Source organism: Endozoicomonas sp. 4G (assembly GCF_023822025.1).
Taxonomy (GTDB): Bacteria; Pseudomonadota; Gammaproteobacteria; order Pseudomonadales; family Endozoicomonadaceae; genus Endozoicomonas_A.
The window spans coordinates 2,158,040-2,174,882 of sequence record NZ_CP082909.1 but is presented as its reverse complement, the minus strand read 5'-3'; the positions used below and the strand labels follow the sequence as shown (position 1 = coordinate 2,174,882).

3 protein-coding genes are annotated in these 16,843 nt (G+C 49.1%); 1 reads left to right on the top strand and 2 read right to left on the bottom strand.

What is annotated here, in order from left to right; all coding sequences use genetic code 11:
* Nucleotides 1-8: 8 nt before the first annotated feature.
* On the bottom strand, nucleotides 9-7,748 hold the full coding sequence (locus tag K7B67_RS08405; protein WP_252179901.1) for an AAA family ATPase: 7,740 nt from the start codon (nucleotides 7,746-7,748) through the stop codon (nucleotides 9-11).
* A gap of 355 nt (nucleotides 7,749-8,103) precedes the next feature.
* Between K7B67_RS08405 and K7B67_RS08400 the strand changes: the two genes are divergently transcribed.
* A complete protein-coding gene (locus K7B67_RS08400; RefSeq protein WP_252179900.1) occupies nucleotides 8,104-9,060 on the top strand; it encodes a hypothetical protein in 957 nt (318 codons plus the stop codon).
* On the opposite strand, the gene K7B67_RS08395 is transcribed toward K7B67_RS08400, so the two are convergent.
* Entirely contained in the window at nucleotides 9,043-16,692 is a 7,650-nt protein-coding gene (locus K7B67_RS08395) for an AAA family ATPase (protein ID WP_252179899.1), read from the bottom strand. The two genes, K7B67_RS08400 and K7B67_RS08395, sit on opposite strands and share 18 nt — an antisense overlap.
* Between the last annotated feature and the right edge of the window lie 151 nt (nucleotides 16,693-16,843).

The window sequence follows — 16,843 nt, the reverse complement described above, 5'->3', positions numbered from 1 at the left end:
AGAATATTTTAAGAATCGTTCACCAAAAATTCACACAGCGAATCCAAATTCACGCTGCTCAAAAATTCTTTAGCCATGTTTGTCAGCTTATCGGATCTGAGTACCAGTGCATCACTGACGTTAAGTGTCTGCCGTAAGTAATCATCCTCAACAGATTTCTCAAAATCTCGAGAACCTCTAATCTCAGAAAACATGGCATATAGCTCTTCTGGTGAAGATGGATCATGAATGCCAAAGCTGGCCTGTTTCCTGGTTATCCAGGCGTTGCTGCCGATGTCAGAACTGCCCCAACAATGCGCTAAACGACCACCCATCGAGTGTGACACTTCATACAGGTAATAAGTGAAAGCCTGCGTAATCGCACCGTAGCATTTGGAGCTTAAATCAGACAAAATGCGTCGCTCGTCTCTCAGCACCCTATGAGCGTTAGGATCGAACTCTTGAGGGGCTTTAACATGAGCAAGCATTTCATCATATTGTTTGACGTTTTCCGACATCTGTTTCAGGTTCGGGCTGTTTTCAACCACTCGTTGAAGCAGTTCGTTTCTCTTTTGATCAATAACTGTGTCCCACCAGAAAGGGCACCCCAGGGTAATCACTGGCCGGTGGTTCGTCTTACCTGAGTTTAACTGCACAAACGCAGGATGGCGCACCAGCATTCGCTCTATATTCGGAACGCCCTCAGGTTTGTACGTCCAGGCGGTTTGTAAAGATGGACAGAGAATGTCACGTTCAAGGGATTGCGAAAACCCACTACAAGGATCAGTGATGATAAAGCGTTGACCTTTTTTCCCTTGGCAGTTTTTATAAGCACGCTGCCATTCTTTGATACCTTCTTCCCGCAACAATAATGTCTGATACCATTTTTTCAGACAATGTGTCGCTTTAACCTTCAGTTCATCACAGCCTCGCAGACGCACCAATAAGTTGTGATGATCTGTGGCTTTTATTATATTGCAGTTATAGGCTGAAAATGGATCCAACCAGCCCAATTCCAGAGCTTTACGGGCAAAGCAAATAAACGAAGGTTTAGTTAAGCTGTCACGTCTTCCCAGCACATCCACTATTGATTTCAACCACAGCAAAGGCTCTGCTACGCCCTGAACAATCATTTTTGAGTACAATAACTTGAGTGGTTCAATGACCTGATCAACATCACCGTCGTGCAATATTTGTTTGACTACATCCGACATCTTCGACATCGGTGAACAGCCCAACCGTTTGCCCTTATCCACCTTAAAGATCAATTGACTCTCCTCCTTGCCTAATGCTTTTGTCTCCGACGACACCAGCAGCGAGACCCCCATGGAAAAACCGGTTAAATTTTTTCTCCTCCAAAGCTTCCTTACTGCATTGGCGATACTTGGACTGGGTACGGCTAACAAAGTGTCTGTCTCAAGAGCTTTTTTCAGTTTTTTAAGATTAATGCCACAGGCTTGGGCCAGAGCTTGCTGTTGCGCTGAATCACTCTCTTTTATGAGATTCATAATCTTCCTTGACTCAGTGCCAGAAGCACTGACCTGTCTGGTAAGCTGGAATTCAGGCAGGATTTCTGTTGCCTCGACAGGTGCCCCTCCCAAATCCACAGACTCCCAGCTTTGGCCGCCATCCAATGAACACTCTGCAAAGGCGTGAGTACGGTTAGAAATTTGCCGACAGGGAATCCCGAAATAACGACACAAAACCACAAAAACAGGCACACGATGACGACACCTCCCTTGCTGCTGTTTGACGAGGAATTCAAACAAAGGTTGATTGCGCTGTGGCATGGCATCACCGGAAAACGCTTGACAATAGTCCCTGATCGCCTCCATGCGTTGCCACGTGTTTTGGGCATCTTTTATTTTCCGCAAAGGCACCTGTATTTCGGAGGGTTGATGGTCAATGTTTTTGAACATTTCGTTCAGTAGTGTTTTCACATATTCTGAGCAGCGAGTGTCAAATCGTGTTGATGGTTCTGGTCGGGTTCGTATTTTTTTGCCCGGTTTTATGCATTCTACGACGTAGGCAAGCTTGATATTTCTGGCTGTGGGCTCATGCAACTGCAGTGAGTGAAGACCGGTATGCAGGTCCCTGAACAGGGAAAACCGAACTTCGGGTTCTACACGCATAGCCACAATACGCTCATATTTATTCAGGCTCGGCAACGGATATCGACCATTATCCAATCTCCATTTCGGTTGCCAGTCAAAGGTCGCCAGCGTTTGATTTTTGGCTAATATCACTTCCTGGTCATGTTTTGGTAACCGGGCAGGTATAAGGACTTCGGTTCCCTGCATGGACAGATGACTAATGTTGATCTCTTTGATGTCGCCTTGGGCAGTCACATAAATATCCTCTGCCGACCAGCGATAAATCCCGGGAAAATGGTCAGGCAACTTAAAAATGATATAATCGTCAATTCGTGACATAGCCTGGTTCTGATAGCTCGTTAACCGATCCAATGCCGGAACCTTTTTTTCGTGGTCTTGTGGCTTGTATTGTTCAGGAGCCTTATCACCACCAGTAGTCAACGCTCCATCCATAGGCTGTGGCTTGTATTGTTCTGGAGCCTTATCACCACCGGTAGTCAACTCTCCATCCATAGGCTGTGGCTTGTATTGTTCAGGAGCCTTATCACCACCAGTAGTCAACGCTCCATCCATAGGCTGTGGCTTGTATTGTTCAGGAGCCTTATTACTGCCAGTAGCGGATGCTTTGTTAATAAAATCGTCAACCAGATGCTCTGGCACATCACTGAGCTGATGCCAAAACGCAGTCCACAATTGAACTCCATTGGCGTTCCATGCGCTTATCCGCCGATCAGCCTCATCAAGGTAGGGCCGGTTAGCCGATAATTGCAGCGTTTGTTGCTGTTCTTCTGTCATGGGAAAGACGCTATTAGCGTCCACGCCCGTCTTGCCAAACCTATGAGTAAACCAGCGTTGCTGCCAGTGTCGGTAAAGTCCCCCGGTGAGAATATCGTCCGACTCATCCGGTTGCAGGGAAAGACCGGATTCCAGCCATTGAGTCTGGGCCAGACTTTTGATTATTTCTGTTTTGGCTTCCTCATTATCCGTACGAACCTTAATACGTATTTCATGGTTTTTTTCATCAATACTGTTGTGATCACCGCGTCGTATCAACCATGGACGATTCATGCCCGATGTTTCATTGAACCAACGGCACAGTTCAGAATAAATCTCTCCCTTGCCTATGACGAGAGCCGATGATCCGGACAGTTTCTCCAGCGATGTTTCGGCAGCCATCAGGTAAAGCCGATAGTGCTTATTGAGGCACTGATGAAGGCCTTGGTCGCTAAAATCGCAGCCTCTGAGAACAGCCCTGGCAACATCTTGTAAATCACCACTGGACGGCAGTAAAGGCAGGTTTTGCTTTGCTAGCTTATCTCTCAATTGACAGTGCAGCTGGGTCAGCCGTTTAGCCACGTTTTTCCCCTCCGGGGACTCCGGCAAGACTTTCTCAGCAATGGCCTGCAATTCTGTCGGGTTATACTGGCGGATTGGCAAATGTCGAAAACGTCCTTTCAGTGCCGGTGATAAGGGTTTTCGCCCACTGTACTGGGGTGGGTTGATGGTGGCGAACAAGTGAAAACCCGGATGGGCATCACCGGCCAGATTACCGTTTAACTCACCTTCCAGATGCTGGCTGTCGATCAGGTTCATTTCTGAAATCACCACGATGCCGCCTTCGAGTTTTGCCTTCTGGATCGTTTTACACACTTCGTCCCAAGAGCAATCGCAGGCATTCAGGTAAAAGACTTCCGGCATCAATTCATGCCGTTTCTCAGCCTCTTTTCTGACACTTTCAATCATCAGGTTCAGCGTGGCATCCTTACCCCGGCCAGCCGGGCCTTCAATCAGTGTCGCCTGTCTTCCGCCGTGTTTTCTGTCGTGATGATGAGCCTGCTGAGCGCGATTTAAATCCTGTCCAATCTGTTGTACCAGTTCACAGACGGCTGAGCCGGAGGTATCAAAGTCAGGTTGTATTTCTTGGGTGACTGCTCGGAAGGTCTCCTGAATATCGGGCAGGGTATGGTTATGCACTTTGTCTCTCAGGGTGTTGTCCGCCTCATAACGGGCAGCAAACCAGATATCCAGTGCGAACAGGGCATCCTGATGAACCTCGCTGATTTCGGGGCCCAATACATCCCGAAAACTTTGTTGGATCAAACCGTGCACTTGTTTGCAGTCAACACGGTCACTTGCGGATAACGAACGATCAAGATACCAACCCACCCAACTGCATATATCCGTTAAATCCCTGGGGGTAAACTCATGCTCTGGCAGCAGTTCCTGATAAAACTGCCAGAGTGTCATTACACTTTTGCTGGCACTGTGTGCAATGTCGTCTATATCAAGCTCTCTTAATTGAGACTCCGTCAGATGCCGTTGTTGTAAATGATTAACCAGAGCCGGTTCCACGACCCTGTCCCTGAGGAATGCCTGATCTAACCGTGGGTAGTAAGCCTTGGGCAGTTTCTCTTTCAGGGCCGGGTCCAGCTGTCGTCCGGCGTAATGATCCGGGTTACCGGTGAGAATTACCCGATGTTTTGCGCTGACCGGGACAGGATGACCATTAACATAGATGCAGGGTTCCGGTTCCCATAAACCATTCAGGGACGCCAGTAACCCGGTTTGGGTCAGGTTGGCTTCATCCAGCACCAGGGTGAGGTATTCCCCGTCTTTATCAGATCGGGCCCCGGCCCATTCCATCAGCATCCTGTTTTGCTGCTTCATAGAACGGTCGCCATCGGCCTGTTTTTGCCATTGCCAGCGTTTCATCAGGCTCTGTTCGTCATCAGAAGGGCCAAGGGACAGCACCGCAGCCGGTCCTGAAGCCTTTGCTATTTTGGCGGAAAAGTAACTTTTCCCGGTACCGGTTTCTCCCTGCAGGAAGATAACTGGAGAGTCTTTAAGCCGGTCATGGAGTCGGGATAATCGACGGCTTTCACGATCCTGCTGATTGATCTTACCCTGATAAAGATCCTCGGCCAGTGCTGACCAGGTCTTATCATCAGCGTCCTGCAACACCAGTGTTCCGGACAGTCGATGTTTTATACGTTCAATGCCTTCTGTTTTAGAATTCGCTGTTCTGGCCATGTAAAAACAATCAATAGCCAGCGCCCCAATAGCATCGGATCGGGTCTGCCCTGGTGGCAAAATTAATTGCCAGCCAGAAGCCAGTGCATCCTGCAAACGTTTCATCTGTCTTGTGGGTCTGATGGCTAAGGATTGCCAGAGTTTTGCTGCCGCCGGATTAATTTCTAACTGATACGCTATAGCCTGTCGTTGTTCTTCGGGCTTTTGAGCCACAATCAAGGCGCAAAGTCTGTCCAGAACTTGTTTTTCAAACCAGGATTCAAAGTGATCTTTATAGGCCAGTAATTTGATATCATTAAATACTGCCGGGTCAAGGGCTCTGGCCAGTGGCCATAGGTTTTCCTTGATAAACGCTCTATCCAATCGTTGGGCACTGTTGATGATGTCATTTAACCGATCCGGGTCTACCGAGGCCGTTTGAGCCTCATCAACATCCGGCTCTTTATACGCATCCGGCTCTTTATACGCATCCGGCAGTAACCTCCAACAAGTCACTTTCATAAAATCACGCACGGACGGATGTTGACGGGTACCGTGGGTAATGGTGCTATTGATGGCCTTGCGCCAGTGGCAGGGTAAAAGCTGCTGAGATTTGTCTACCTGCTGTGCCCGCCGGGCGGCCAGTATCAGGTGATTCAACAAGGCTTCGGTCATTTTGGGCAAAGGGCTACAAAGATGAGCAGGTACGGTTTTAAACGCTTCGTACAGTGAGTGAAGTGCTTGTTCTGGCAGTTCAGACCGGGGGATTTTATGCTTGTCGGCATTGAGATCCCAGAAATCAACTTCAGGACACGGTTTACCTCTGGTCACCAACGAATTGAATAAAGCCGATATGCTTTTCACAGACTCAGGCCAGAGTATTGTGACATGAGCCTGGGGGTAGGTCTGTAATTGGCCATTCACCAACAGAGGTTGCCCAACCACCAGGGGTTCCAGAAGCTGCTGAAGAGCTGGATTAGTTTCCAGCCCCCGGAATACGACGGGTCTGCCATCGGTTAATGCCTCCTGCAAGCCACTCTGGCATCGCCCAAAATACGCCTTTTGTTCCGAGGTGATATGGATATTATCAAATAGCTGGCTGAAGCTAGTCTGGTCATTGACCTGAATAACCAGAGGTGCCTGTGGCTGACTGTTTAGCTGACTGTTTAGCTGACTGTTTAGCCAACTATTTATCCAACGACTGGCCTGAGCATGTTCCTGAAAAGTGACGGCATTAAAACCCTTGGCTTTTTCACATAGGTTGGACAACGAGTGTTTATCGTTTTCTACCAGTCCCAAGGCCTTCGGCTGTTCTTTGGTATGAGCCACCTGAAGTCGAGGCTTCAAACCGGTCGTCTCGCTAATAGCGCGCAATGAACCCAGTAAACGAAACCAGAGTGCTTCAGTAAGAGGAGATGTTACGGTAACTGCACCACCTGCCCGAACCTGTTCTAGCAGACTGGTGCTGGGGATCGCATAACCTTCCGGGCTAATGGCAATCGGGTTCAGCCATTGGCTGATATTACTCTTGTTGATGATGACCGGGTTTCCTGCTGCGTCACAGGAAAGTCCTTCCTCATTAGCATCAGACAAGCTTTGGAACAAAGAATGAAGCTCACCCTTCCCTACCGGCATCTGATAAAACTGAACATCGTCGGGTAATTGGCAGACCTTGCCATTACTCTCGTAGCTCTGTTGCACCAGCATCTGTCGGATCGTCTGTTCAAAGGCCAGGTCCTGCCAGTCGGCTCCTTTCAGAATCACCCGTTGTCCGGCTCTCAAGGTTTCAAGCCTGCCGGGGAGGTGCTGAATTCGTCCCTGCTGATCTACGCCGGGGCCGCCCAACAACAACTGTCGCCAGTTGCTGTGCAAGTGACAGTCAATAACAACCGTCGTATCGTCGTCCATAGCACTTTCGGCAGGAGGGAGTTCGGCCAGCAATGATGGAACCTTGTCAATATCCATTGGCGAGGCCTTGCCGGTCTGTGCGTCAAACTGCCAAGTGTTGTCCGGTCGATTAATTCGTCGCCAGAAATCAGCACCCGGCGCTTTGTCATCACGGCCAACCGATGTCAGTTGTACGGGGTCTGCCAAAACCAACAGCGAAACATGCTCACCCAGCGGACGTTTCTCATGGCTGATTTTGTCGTACAGGCAAGGGTTATCGGGGTCCAGCAAATCGTTAAATTTCGGCAGTTCTTCGCTGGTGAGTTTGCGAATATCGATCACCAGGGTCAATGGTTGTGAGCTTTCAAACAGCTTGCCTGGAGACAGTGTGTGACGACCGTCGCTGGCTATGCTCAACCGGCTCACCAGGTTAGCCTGTGAGAGGTCATCGGGGTGGGAAATAACAGTGACATCCTGATTACCATCGCCAGTCTGGTCAATCAAAAGCTGGCGAACCTGATCATCACTGGTGACAAAACGGAAATCGAAGGCATGAGAGGGCTTTTGGAGCGAGAAACCCGTTAAGGATACCGTTCTCGCTTTGTCAGACGGCTTCACCGGAGTTGACGATAGATTGAGTTTGGGAGCTACACCAGGTACCTCTGCAATCTCAGATGATTCATTCAGCTTTGGTCTCTTGGGCAGGGATCCACTATAAGAAACGGGGTCGTTTATTTTTGCGCCAACCTGACCGTCCATAGCCCATCTCTCTCCTGTCATTTGAAGAACTGCATTGAAATTGCTCAATGATATGACCTTCAGACAGGAAGAAAGTTCTATTTGGATGGTGTAATCGCCGATCCCGGAAGTTTTCTGGCTGGCAGTGCAACATTTTAGTCTATGCTCGTATTCGTTTTTCTTATTAATGGCGAATTGAGATATGCATCGTTATTTAATTCATCCATTGAGATGGCTCTTTGTATCTGTTTTGTTATTCAGCGTGCAAGTGCTGGCTACCCCCTGTAAGCATTGCGGTAAAGAGAATGAGCCCGGTAAGGACGGGCAAACGCTCTGCCAAACCTGTGATTCCGGGAAGTCTGCTGATCCTGATCCTTCACCCTCAGCTGATGAAGCTTTGAAAAGCTCTGCTGCTCAAAACGCCACCGCAGCAACAAACTCTGTGACGCCTTTTCCCGATTCTTGGCCGTCCAACTATAAGGTCTTGTCGACGGACAAAAATGAAAATGGTGAGTGGGTTAATCGATATCAATTCAGAGGCTCGGTTATTGATACTATTGAGCAGGAAGATGGCGACGAAACTGCCAGTGCATGGGCTGAGATCATTGCTCACGATCTGATAGAAGTTGCCCGTATCATGGGTTTGGCTTATCCGCTGGGATTTGAGTTCCAAGAGGAAGATCGTCTGCAAAAGCTACGGAAGATGGTAGAGCAAAAGCAAAAGCAGTTGCATTTTTTGCAAAAAGTGCATCTGGCAGTACGGGATGCAGGAGCTGAACCGGCAATAATAAAGAATCCAATTCATGAAAGGGCAGAAGCTTTGACTCGTGAAAGAGCCGCAAAAGTAGACCTGTCTCAATGGGCGGACCTGTCAGCTATGGGAATGCATCACCTGCTCACTGCTGAGTTTCACGACTCTGCCATGACGATGGATCTTACTCCTGTTTTTCAGGCTATTCAGGACGGGAATATGATACAGCTGATCATTACTCAAACAGCAGCAGATGAGGGCAATCAGGCTGCCGCTGCCACAGCCTCACCGGTGATGCTTGCCGCTATTATTCCAACAGCCCTCAACAGGTGTCCAGACGAGCAGACAGAGTCTACGGATATGCATCTGTTATTGGGAACCCTGCCACTGCATCTCAATCAACAGCATTTAATGAATGCACTCACAGCCATTATGAATACAGTCGCTGAAAACGAGCAAAATGCCGATTTATCTTTACACTTTTTTATGACCCCCAATACGTATATTTATCGTGACGACGATTTTCGATTATCCTGCTTGCATCACGCACATCTGATTAATCGTAATCTTCCCGTCGGCGGATTGTCATCGATGCCGCAATAATAATCTCGTCTCCAATAAGTCACACAGCGAATCCAAATTCACAGTGTTCAAAAATTCCTGAGCAATTTTTGTCAACTCATCGGATGTGAGCACCAGGGCGTTTCTGGCGTTGTGTGCCTGCTGCAACAAGCGGACATCCAACACGGGTTCCTGAAAACAGAAAGAGCTCTTAATTTTACCCATCATGGTATACAGCTCTTCTGGTGAAGATGGATCATGAGCGCCATAGCAGTCTGTATCCCTGATGTCTGCAATTTCAGTTTCATAACGACGATACTTGGATTCTTTGACAGAAGCTTGAGCCCAACAATAGGTTAAACGACCGCCTTTTGAGTGCGTCACTTCATAAAGGTAATGACTAAACGCCTGCTGAATCGCTTGTTTGAATTGGTCTCTTGCAGAACCCAAAAAGCTTTCGTAAGTCGATGACAGAGCAAGGCGCTTCAGGGTGAGTTTGTCGCTGCCTGTGATAGCAAAACGTTTTCCCTCATAGTGTTTGACTTGTTCTAACAACTTTTTCAATTGCGGGTTGGACTCAATTTTTCGTTGAAACTGCGTTTCGAGCTTTTCATCAAACAGCGCACTCTCCCATGAAGGCTGCCCAATGATAATCACCGGACGGTGGCCTGCGCTGCCTGAGTCTGACTTCATAAACGCGGGCTGGTGCACCAGCATTCGTTCTATATTCGGAACGCCCTCAGGTTGGTGTGTCCAACCGACCTTTACCGATGGACTAACCATTGCATTGTTGAGAGTGGATGAAGAACCATCATGACAATGGGTGATAAAAAAGGCATCACTATGACTTGCTTGGTGGTGATTGTAAGCTAACTGCCATAACTTACTGTTTGTTCCCCTGGACAGTAGTGCCTGATACCATTTTTTTAAACAACGGGTGGCCATAACTCTGGTTTTTTCGACACCTGCCAGACGCGCCAATAGCTTATAATATTCAACAGCCCTCATTTCATAAAAACCGTACTCCGACAATGGATCCAGCCAACCCAATTTCAGGACTTCATAGGCAAACTCAATAACCGAAGGGTCGGCTAAATCACTTATTTCCAGTGTTTTCACTATTGAGCTTACCCACTCGAAACGGTTTGTCCCCCCCTCAGCAGTCATTTTTGAGTGCAATAACTTGAGTTGTTTAATGACCTGATCGGCATGACCCTGGGCCAATAATGCTGCGGCTGCTTCCGACATCGGTTTACGGGCAAAATCATTAATAGGACACACGACAATGCTCAATCGCCCCTTTTTATCGCACGCGGTTTTTCCCGCTAACTCATTTAAGATTGAGATGGCCATGGAAAAACCGGGCAAATCTTTTTGCTGCCAAAGTTTCTCTACTATTTCGTGAAGACTCAGATCGGCTTCTGGCAATGCACGGTTTGTCTCCAGGACTCTGTTCAGCTGCTCAAGACTCATACCAGAGGCTTTAGCCAGGGCTTGCTGTTGTGCTGAATCAGCCCCTTTCAAAAAACCCTTCAAGAGACCCTTAATCTTACTGTGGTCAGTGTTGGAGCCGCTTCCCATGGGCCTCAAATCAGGGAGAATTTCTGTTCGCAGTCCAAAACCCCCACCCAAATCCACTGACTTCCATGTCTGGCCTCTATCCGGAGAATACTCAGCAAAGACGTGCGTATAGCTACCGATTTGCCGACATGGAATCTCGAAATAACGACAAATAGCCACAAAAACGGGCACAGAATGACGACAGGAACCTTGCCGCTGTGTTACGAGGAATTTAAAGAAATTTTCTCCGTCCTTTGGTGGAGCCTCGCCGGAAAACTCACTGCAATACCGCGTGATCGCCTCAATTCGTTGGATGCCTTGATAGACTTTTATTTGCCGCAAACGAAACTGTATTTCAGCCGGTTGGTCCTCAATGTGATCAAACACTTCCTTCAGTACTGCTTTCATACCTTCTGAACAGTAGGTATCGAGCTGTGTTAATCGTTCTGGTCGGGACTCCGGTTTCCTGGGTTCTACGACATAAACCACTCGAATACGCTGGTTGGCTTCGGACTCAGGAATGGAAAGTGTGTGAAGCCCGGTATACTCGTCCCTGGTCAGGGTAAATGGACAACCTGCACGCTTGGCAATAATACGCATGGCGACGATACAGTCGTCAGGCCTCAGGCTGGCCAATGCGTACTGACCCTTGCCCGGTGGTATGTCCAGAACCCCCAGCGTTTGACCCCTGGCTAACGGCTTCTGACCAGCTAACGGATCCGGCCTGAGTATTTCGATCCCCAGTATGGCTTTATTATTGAGATTGATCACTTTGACATCACCGTTGACGGTCACATAAATATCTGCCGCCCGACAACGATACATGCGGGAAGAAAAATCCTCGTTAGGAAAAACTTTATAATCGTCATAATGTGGTATCGACTGGTGATCAATGTCTGTGTTCTGGTCTAATGCCTTAATCTCTTTCTCGCAGACCTCTGGATTGTAGGGTTCAGCAGCGTTATGACCGCCAACAGCCAAGGCTTGCTTAACATCAAGAGCTAAGACTTGGTTAACAGGTTTCAGATCCCTTATCTGGTCCCGGAACGCAGGCCAATCTTGAACGGCATTAGCGTTCCACGCCCCTATTCGCTGATCAGCCTCCCTGAAACAGGGCTGAAAAGCCGGTAATATGAGCGTTTGTTTCTGTGCTTCCGTCAGTGGAAATACGCTGTTAACGTCCACACCCGTCTTGCCAAACCTATGAGCAAACCAGCGTTGCTGCCAGAGTCGGTAAAGTGTCTGGGTGGGCGTATCGTCCGACTGATCTGGTTGTAGAGAAAGACCGGATGCCTGCCACTGGGCCCAGGCTACTCTTTTGATGATTTCCGCTTTGGTTTCCTCTTCATTCGGACGAACCCTGATACCAATTTCATGGTTTTTTTCATCAATGCTGTCGAGGTCACTGCGTCGTATCAACCACGGTCGATCCATGCCCGATACCGTTTGGTGCAACCAGCGACACAGTTCAGGCTCAAACGCTCCTCTATCTATGACAGGAGCCGAGGTCCCGGGCAGTTCCTCTAACGATGTATTGGCGGCCATCAGATACAGCCGGTAGTGCTGATTGAAACATTGATGGAGGCTTTCCTGGCTAAAATCCTCCCCTCTCACAACGACTCTGGCCACATCCTGTAAATCACCACTGGTGAGCTGTAGCGGCAGGTTTAGCTTTTGTAGCTTATCCCTCAATTGACAATGCAGCAGGGTCAGCTGTTTAGCCGCGCTTTTCCCCTCCGGGCTCTCTGGCAATACTTTCTCAGCAATGGCCTGTAATTCTGTCGGGTTGTACTGCCGGATCAGCAAATGGCGAAAGCGCCCTTTCAGTGCCGGTGATAAGGGTTTTCGTCCGCTGTACTGGGGTGGGTTGATGGTGGCAAACAAGTGAAAACCCGGATGGGCATCACCGGCCAAAATATCGTTTAACTCACCTTCCAGATGCTGGCTGTCGATCAGATTCATTTCTGAAATCACCACGATGCCGCCTTCGAGTTTGGCCTTCTGGATTGTTTTACACACTTCGTCCCAGGAACAATCACAGGCATTCAGGTAGTAGACCTCTGGCATGGATTCTTGCCGATCCCAGGCCTGCTTTCTGATACTTTCGATCATCAAGTTCAGGGTGACATCCTTACCCCGCCCGGCTGGACCTTCAATCAGTGTCGCCTGTCTTCCGCCGTGTTTTTTGCCGTGATGACAAGCCTGCTGAGCGCGGCTTAAATCCTGTCCAATCTGTTGCACCAGTTCACAGACGGCTGAGCCGGAGGTATCAAAGTCAGGTCGGATGTTGTCGGTGACTGCTCTGAAGGTTTGCTGAATACCAGGCAGGGTCTGGTTATGCACTTTGTCTCTCAGGGTGTTGTCCACCTCGTAACGGACAGCAAACCAGATGTCCAGTGCTGACAGGGCATCCTGATGCGTCTCGCTGATTTCAGGCCCCAGTACATCCCGAAAACTTTGCTGGATCAAACCATACATCTGTTTGCAGGTTACGGTATCACCTGCAGATAACGAACGATCCAGATACCAGCCTACCCAACTGCAGATATCCGTTAAATCCCTTGGGGTAAACTCATGTTCGGGCAACAGTTCCTGATAAAATTGCCAGAGTGTCATAACACTTTTGGTGGCACTGCGTGCAATGTCGTTTATTCCAGAGTCCTTCAAATGCCGTTGTTGTAACTGCTTGACCAGAGCCGGTTCTACCACCCTGTCCCTGAGGAATGCCTGATCTAATCGTGGGTAGTAAGTCCTGGGCAGTTTCTCTTTCAGGGTCGGGTTCAGCTGGCGTCCGGCGTAATCATCCGGGTTACCGGTAAGAATCACCCGGTGTTTTTTGCTGACCGGGACAGGATGACCATTCACATAAATGCAGGGTTTCGGTTCCCATAAACCGTTCAGGGACGCCAGTAATCCGGTTTGGGTCAGGTTGGCTTCATCCAGAACCAGAGTGATGTATTCGCCCTCTTTGTCGTGTGACGTGTTGGCCCATTCCATTAGCATTCGGTCTTGTTGCTTCATAAAACGGTCGCCATCGGCTTGTTCCCGCCACTGCCAGCGTTTCATCAAAGTCTGTTCGCTGTCAGAAGGGCCAAGGGATAGTACCGTAGTCGGTCCTGAAGCCTTCGCCATTTTGTCGGAAAAGTAACTTTTCCCAGTACCGGTTTCTCCTTGCAGGAAAATAACGGGAGAGTCTTCAAGCCGGTCATAGAGTCGGGATAATCGACGGTTTTCACGATCCTGCTGATTGATTTCACCGTGATAAAGATTCTCGGCCAGTGCTGACCAGGGCTTATCATCAGAGTCCTGCAATTCCAGTGTTCCAGACAGTCGATGTTTTATACGTTCAATGCCTTCTGTTTTAGACGTTGCGGTTTTGGTTATGTGAAAACAATCGGCAGCCAGTTCCTGAATAGCATCGTATCGGGTCTGCCCTGGTGGCAAAGTTAACTGCCAGCCACAAGCCAGTGCATCCTGTAAACGTTTAATCTGTCTTGTTGGCCTGATGGCTAAGGATTGGTAGGGCACCGCGGCATTCAGATCAATTTCCAACTGCTTCGCCATGGCCTGCTGTTGTTTTTCAGGCCCATGAGCCACGATTAGAGCGCAGAGGCTTTCCAGGAAAACTTTTTCACACAGCTCCGGAATTGGCCTTTTATAGGACAGTCGTAATGCCTCACCCACATCCAATGGCCTTTTACAGGACAGTCGTAATGCTTCATTCAAAATTTCCGGGTCAAAGGCTCTGGCCAGTCTCCACAGGTTCTGCTTCAAAAATGCTCTATCCAACCGGGGAGCCCCGTTAATAATGGCCGTTAATTGATCCGGGTCAACCCAAGCGGCTTGATCCGGCGTTTTATCAGCATCCGGCTCTCTATGAGCATCCGGCTCTCTATGAGCATCCGGCAGTAACAGCCAACAGGCCACTTTCATAAAATCCCGCACGGACGGATTCTGGCGAGTACCGTGGGTGATGACGCTATTGATGGCCTCACGCCAGTGGCAGGATAAAAGCCGCTGAGACTGATCCACCTGCTGTGCCCGCCGGGCAGCCAGTATTAGTTGATTCAACAAGGCTTCGGTCATTTTGGGCAAGGGATGACAAAGGTTGCCAGGTACGGTTTCAAAGGCTTTATAAAGTTGATTAACGGCTTGTTCTGGCAGTTCAGCCCGGGAGATACCATGCTTCCCTGCATTGATCTCCCAGATATCGACTTCAGGACACCGCTCCCCCCTGGCAATCAACGAATTGAACAGGGTCGATGAGCTTTTTTCAGACTCAGGCCAGAGAATGGTGACACGAGCTTGTGGGTAGGCCTGTAATTGGCCATTCACCAGCAGAGGTTGGCCAACCATCAGGGGTTCCAGACGCTGCTGAAGGGCTGGATTAGTTTCCAGCCCCCGGAATACAACTGGCCTGCCAGCAGTCAATGCCGCCTGCAAGCCACTCTCACGTCGACCAAAATACGCTTTTTGTTCCGAGGTGATATGGATATTATCAAATAGCTGGCTAAAGCTGGTCTGGTTATTGACCTGAATGACCAGAGGTTCCTGTGGGGGACTCTTTACCCAACTCTTTATCCAGTTCTTTATCCCACCATTTGTCCGACCATTTACCCAACCATTTATCCAATGACTGGCCTGGTCATGTTGCTGATAAGTGACGCTATTAAAACCCTTGGCTTTTTTACGCAGGTTGGACAACAGGTGTCCATCGTTCTCTGCTAACTCCAGGGCTTTCGGCTGCTGTCTGGTATGAGCCACCTGAAGTCGGGGCTTCAGGCCGGTTGTCTCGCGAATGGTTTGCAATGAACCCAGTAAACGAAACCAGAGTGTCTCAGTAAGAGAGGATGTTACGGTAACGACACCACCCGCCTTAACTTGTTCCAACAAACTGGTGTTAGGGACTGCATAGCCTTCCGGGGCAATGGCAATGGGGCTCAGCCACTCCCTGATATTACTCTGGTTAATGATGATCGGATGTTGTGTTGCCTTGTGGGAAACTCTTCTCTTATTAGCATCAGTCAGGCTTTGGAACAAAGAATGAAGCTCATCCTCTCCTGCTGGCATCTGGTAAAACTGAACATTGTCGGGTAACTGGCAGACCTTGCCATTACTCTCAAAGCTCTGTTGCGCCAGCATCTGTCGGATCGTCTGTTCAAAGGTCAGGTCCTGCCAGTTGGCTCCTTTCAGAATCACCCGTTGTCCGGCTCTCAATAGCTCAAGCTTGCCGGGAAGGTGCTGGATTCGCCCCTGCTGATCGACACCGGGGCCACCCAGCAACAATTGCCGCCAGTTGCTGTGCAAGTGACAGTCAATAACCACGGTCGTGTCGTCGTCCATAGCACTTTCGTCAGGTGGGAGTTCAGCCAGTAACGGTGGAACCTTGTCGATATCCATGGACGGGGCGCTGTCGGTCGTACTGTCGGTCTGTTCATCAAACTGCCAGGTATTACCCGGTCGATTAATTCGCCGCCAGAAGTCAGCACCTGGCGCTTTGTCATCACTGCCTACCGATTCCAGCTGTCCGGGGTCTGCCAAAACCAACAGCGAAACATGCTTGCCCAGGGGGCGTTTCTCCTGTCTGACTTTGTCGTACAGGCAGGGGTTATCGGGGTCCAGCAGATCGTTAAATTTCGGCAGTTCTTCGCTGGTGAGCTTGCGGATATCCAGCACCAGGGTCAATGGCTGTGAGCCTTCAAACAGTTTGCCTGAAGACAGTGCGTGACGACCGTCGCTGGCAATGCTCAACCGGCTCACCAGATTAGCTTGTGAGAGGTCATCGGGGTGGGAAATAACAGTGACATCCTGGCTTCCATCACCAGTCTGGCCAATCAAAAGCTGGCGAACCTGATCATCACTGGTGACAAAACGGAAATCGAAGGCATGAGGGGGCTTTTGGAGCGAGGTATCCGTTGAGGATACCGTTCTCGCTTTGTCAGACAGCCTCACCGGAGTTGACGGTAGATTGAGTTTGGGAGTGACATCAGGCACCTCTGCGATCTCTGATGACTCATTCAGCTTTGGTCTCTTGGGCAGGGCGCCACTATAAGAAACGGGATCGTTTATTTTTCCACCAACCTGACCATCCATAGTCCATGTCTCTCCTGTCATTTGAAGAACTGCATTGAAATTGCTCAATGATATGACCTTCAGACAGGAAGAAAGTTCTATTTCAATGGTGTCATCGCCGATCCCAAAAAGCTTTCTGGCTGGCAGTGCAACATTTTAGTCTATGCTCGTATTCGTTTTTCTTATTAATGGC

What these genes read in the sequence shown, in the direction of transcription:
- K7B67_RS08405 (WP_252179901.1), bottom strand. Translation starts at nt 7,748, where the DNA reads ATGACAGGAGAGAGATGGGCTATGGACGGTCAGGTTGGCGCAAAAATA.
- K7B67_RS08395 (WP_252179899.1), bottom strand. Translation starts at nt 16,692, where the DNA reads ATGACAGGAGAGACATGGACTATGGATGGTCAGGTTGGTGGAAAAATA.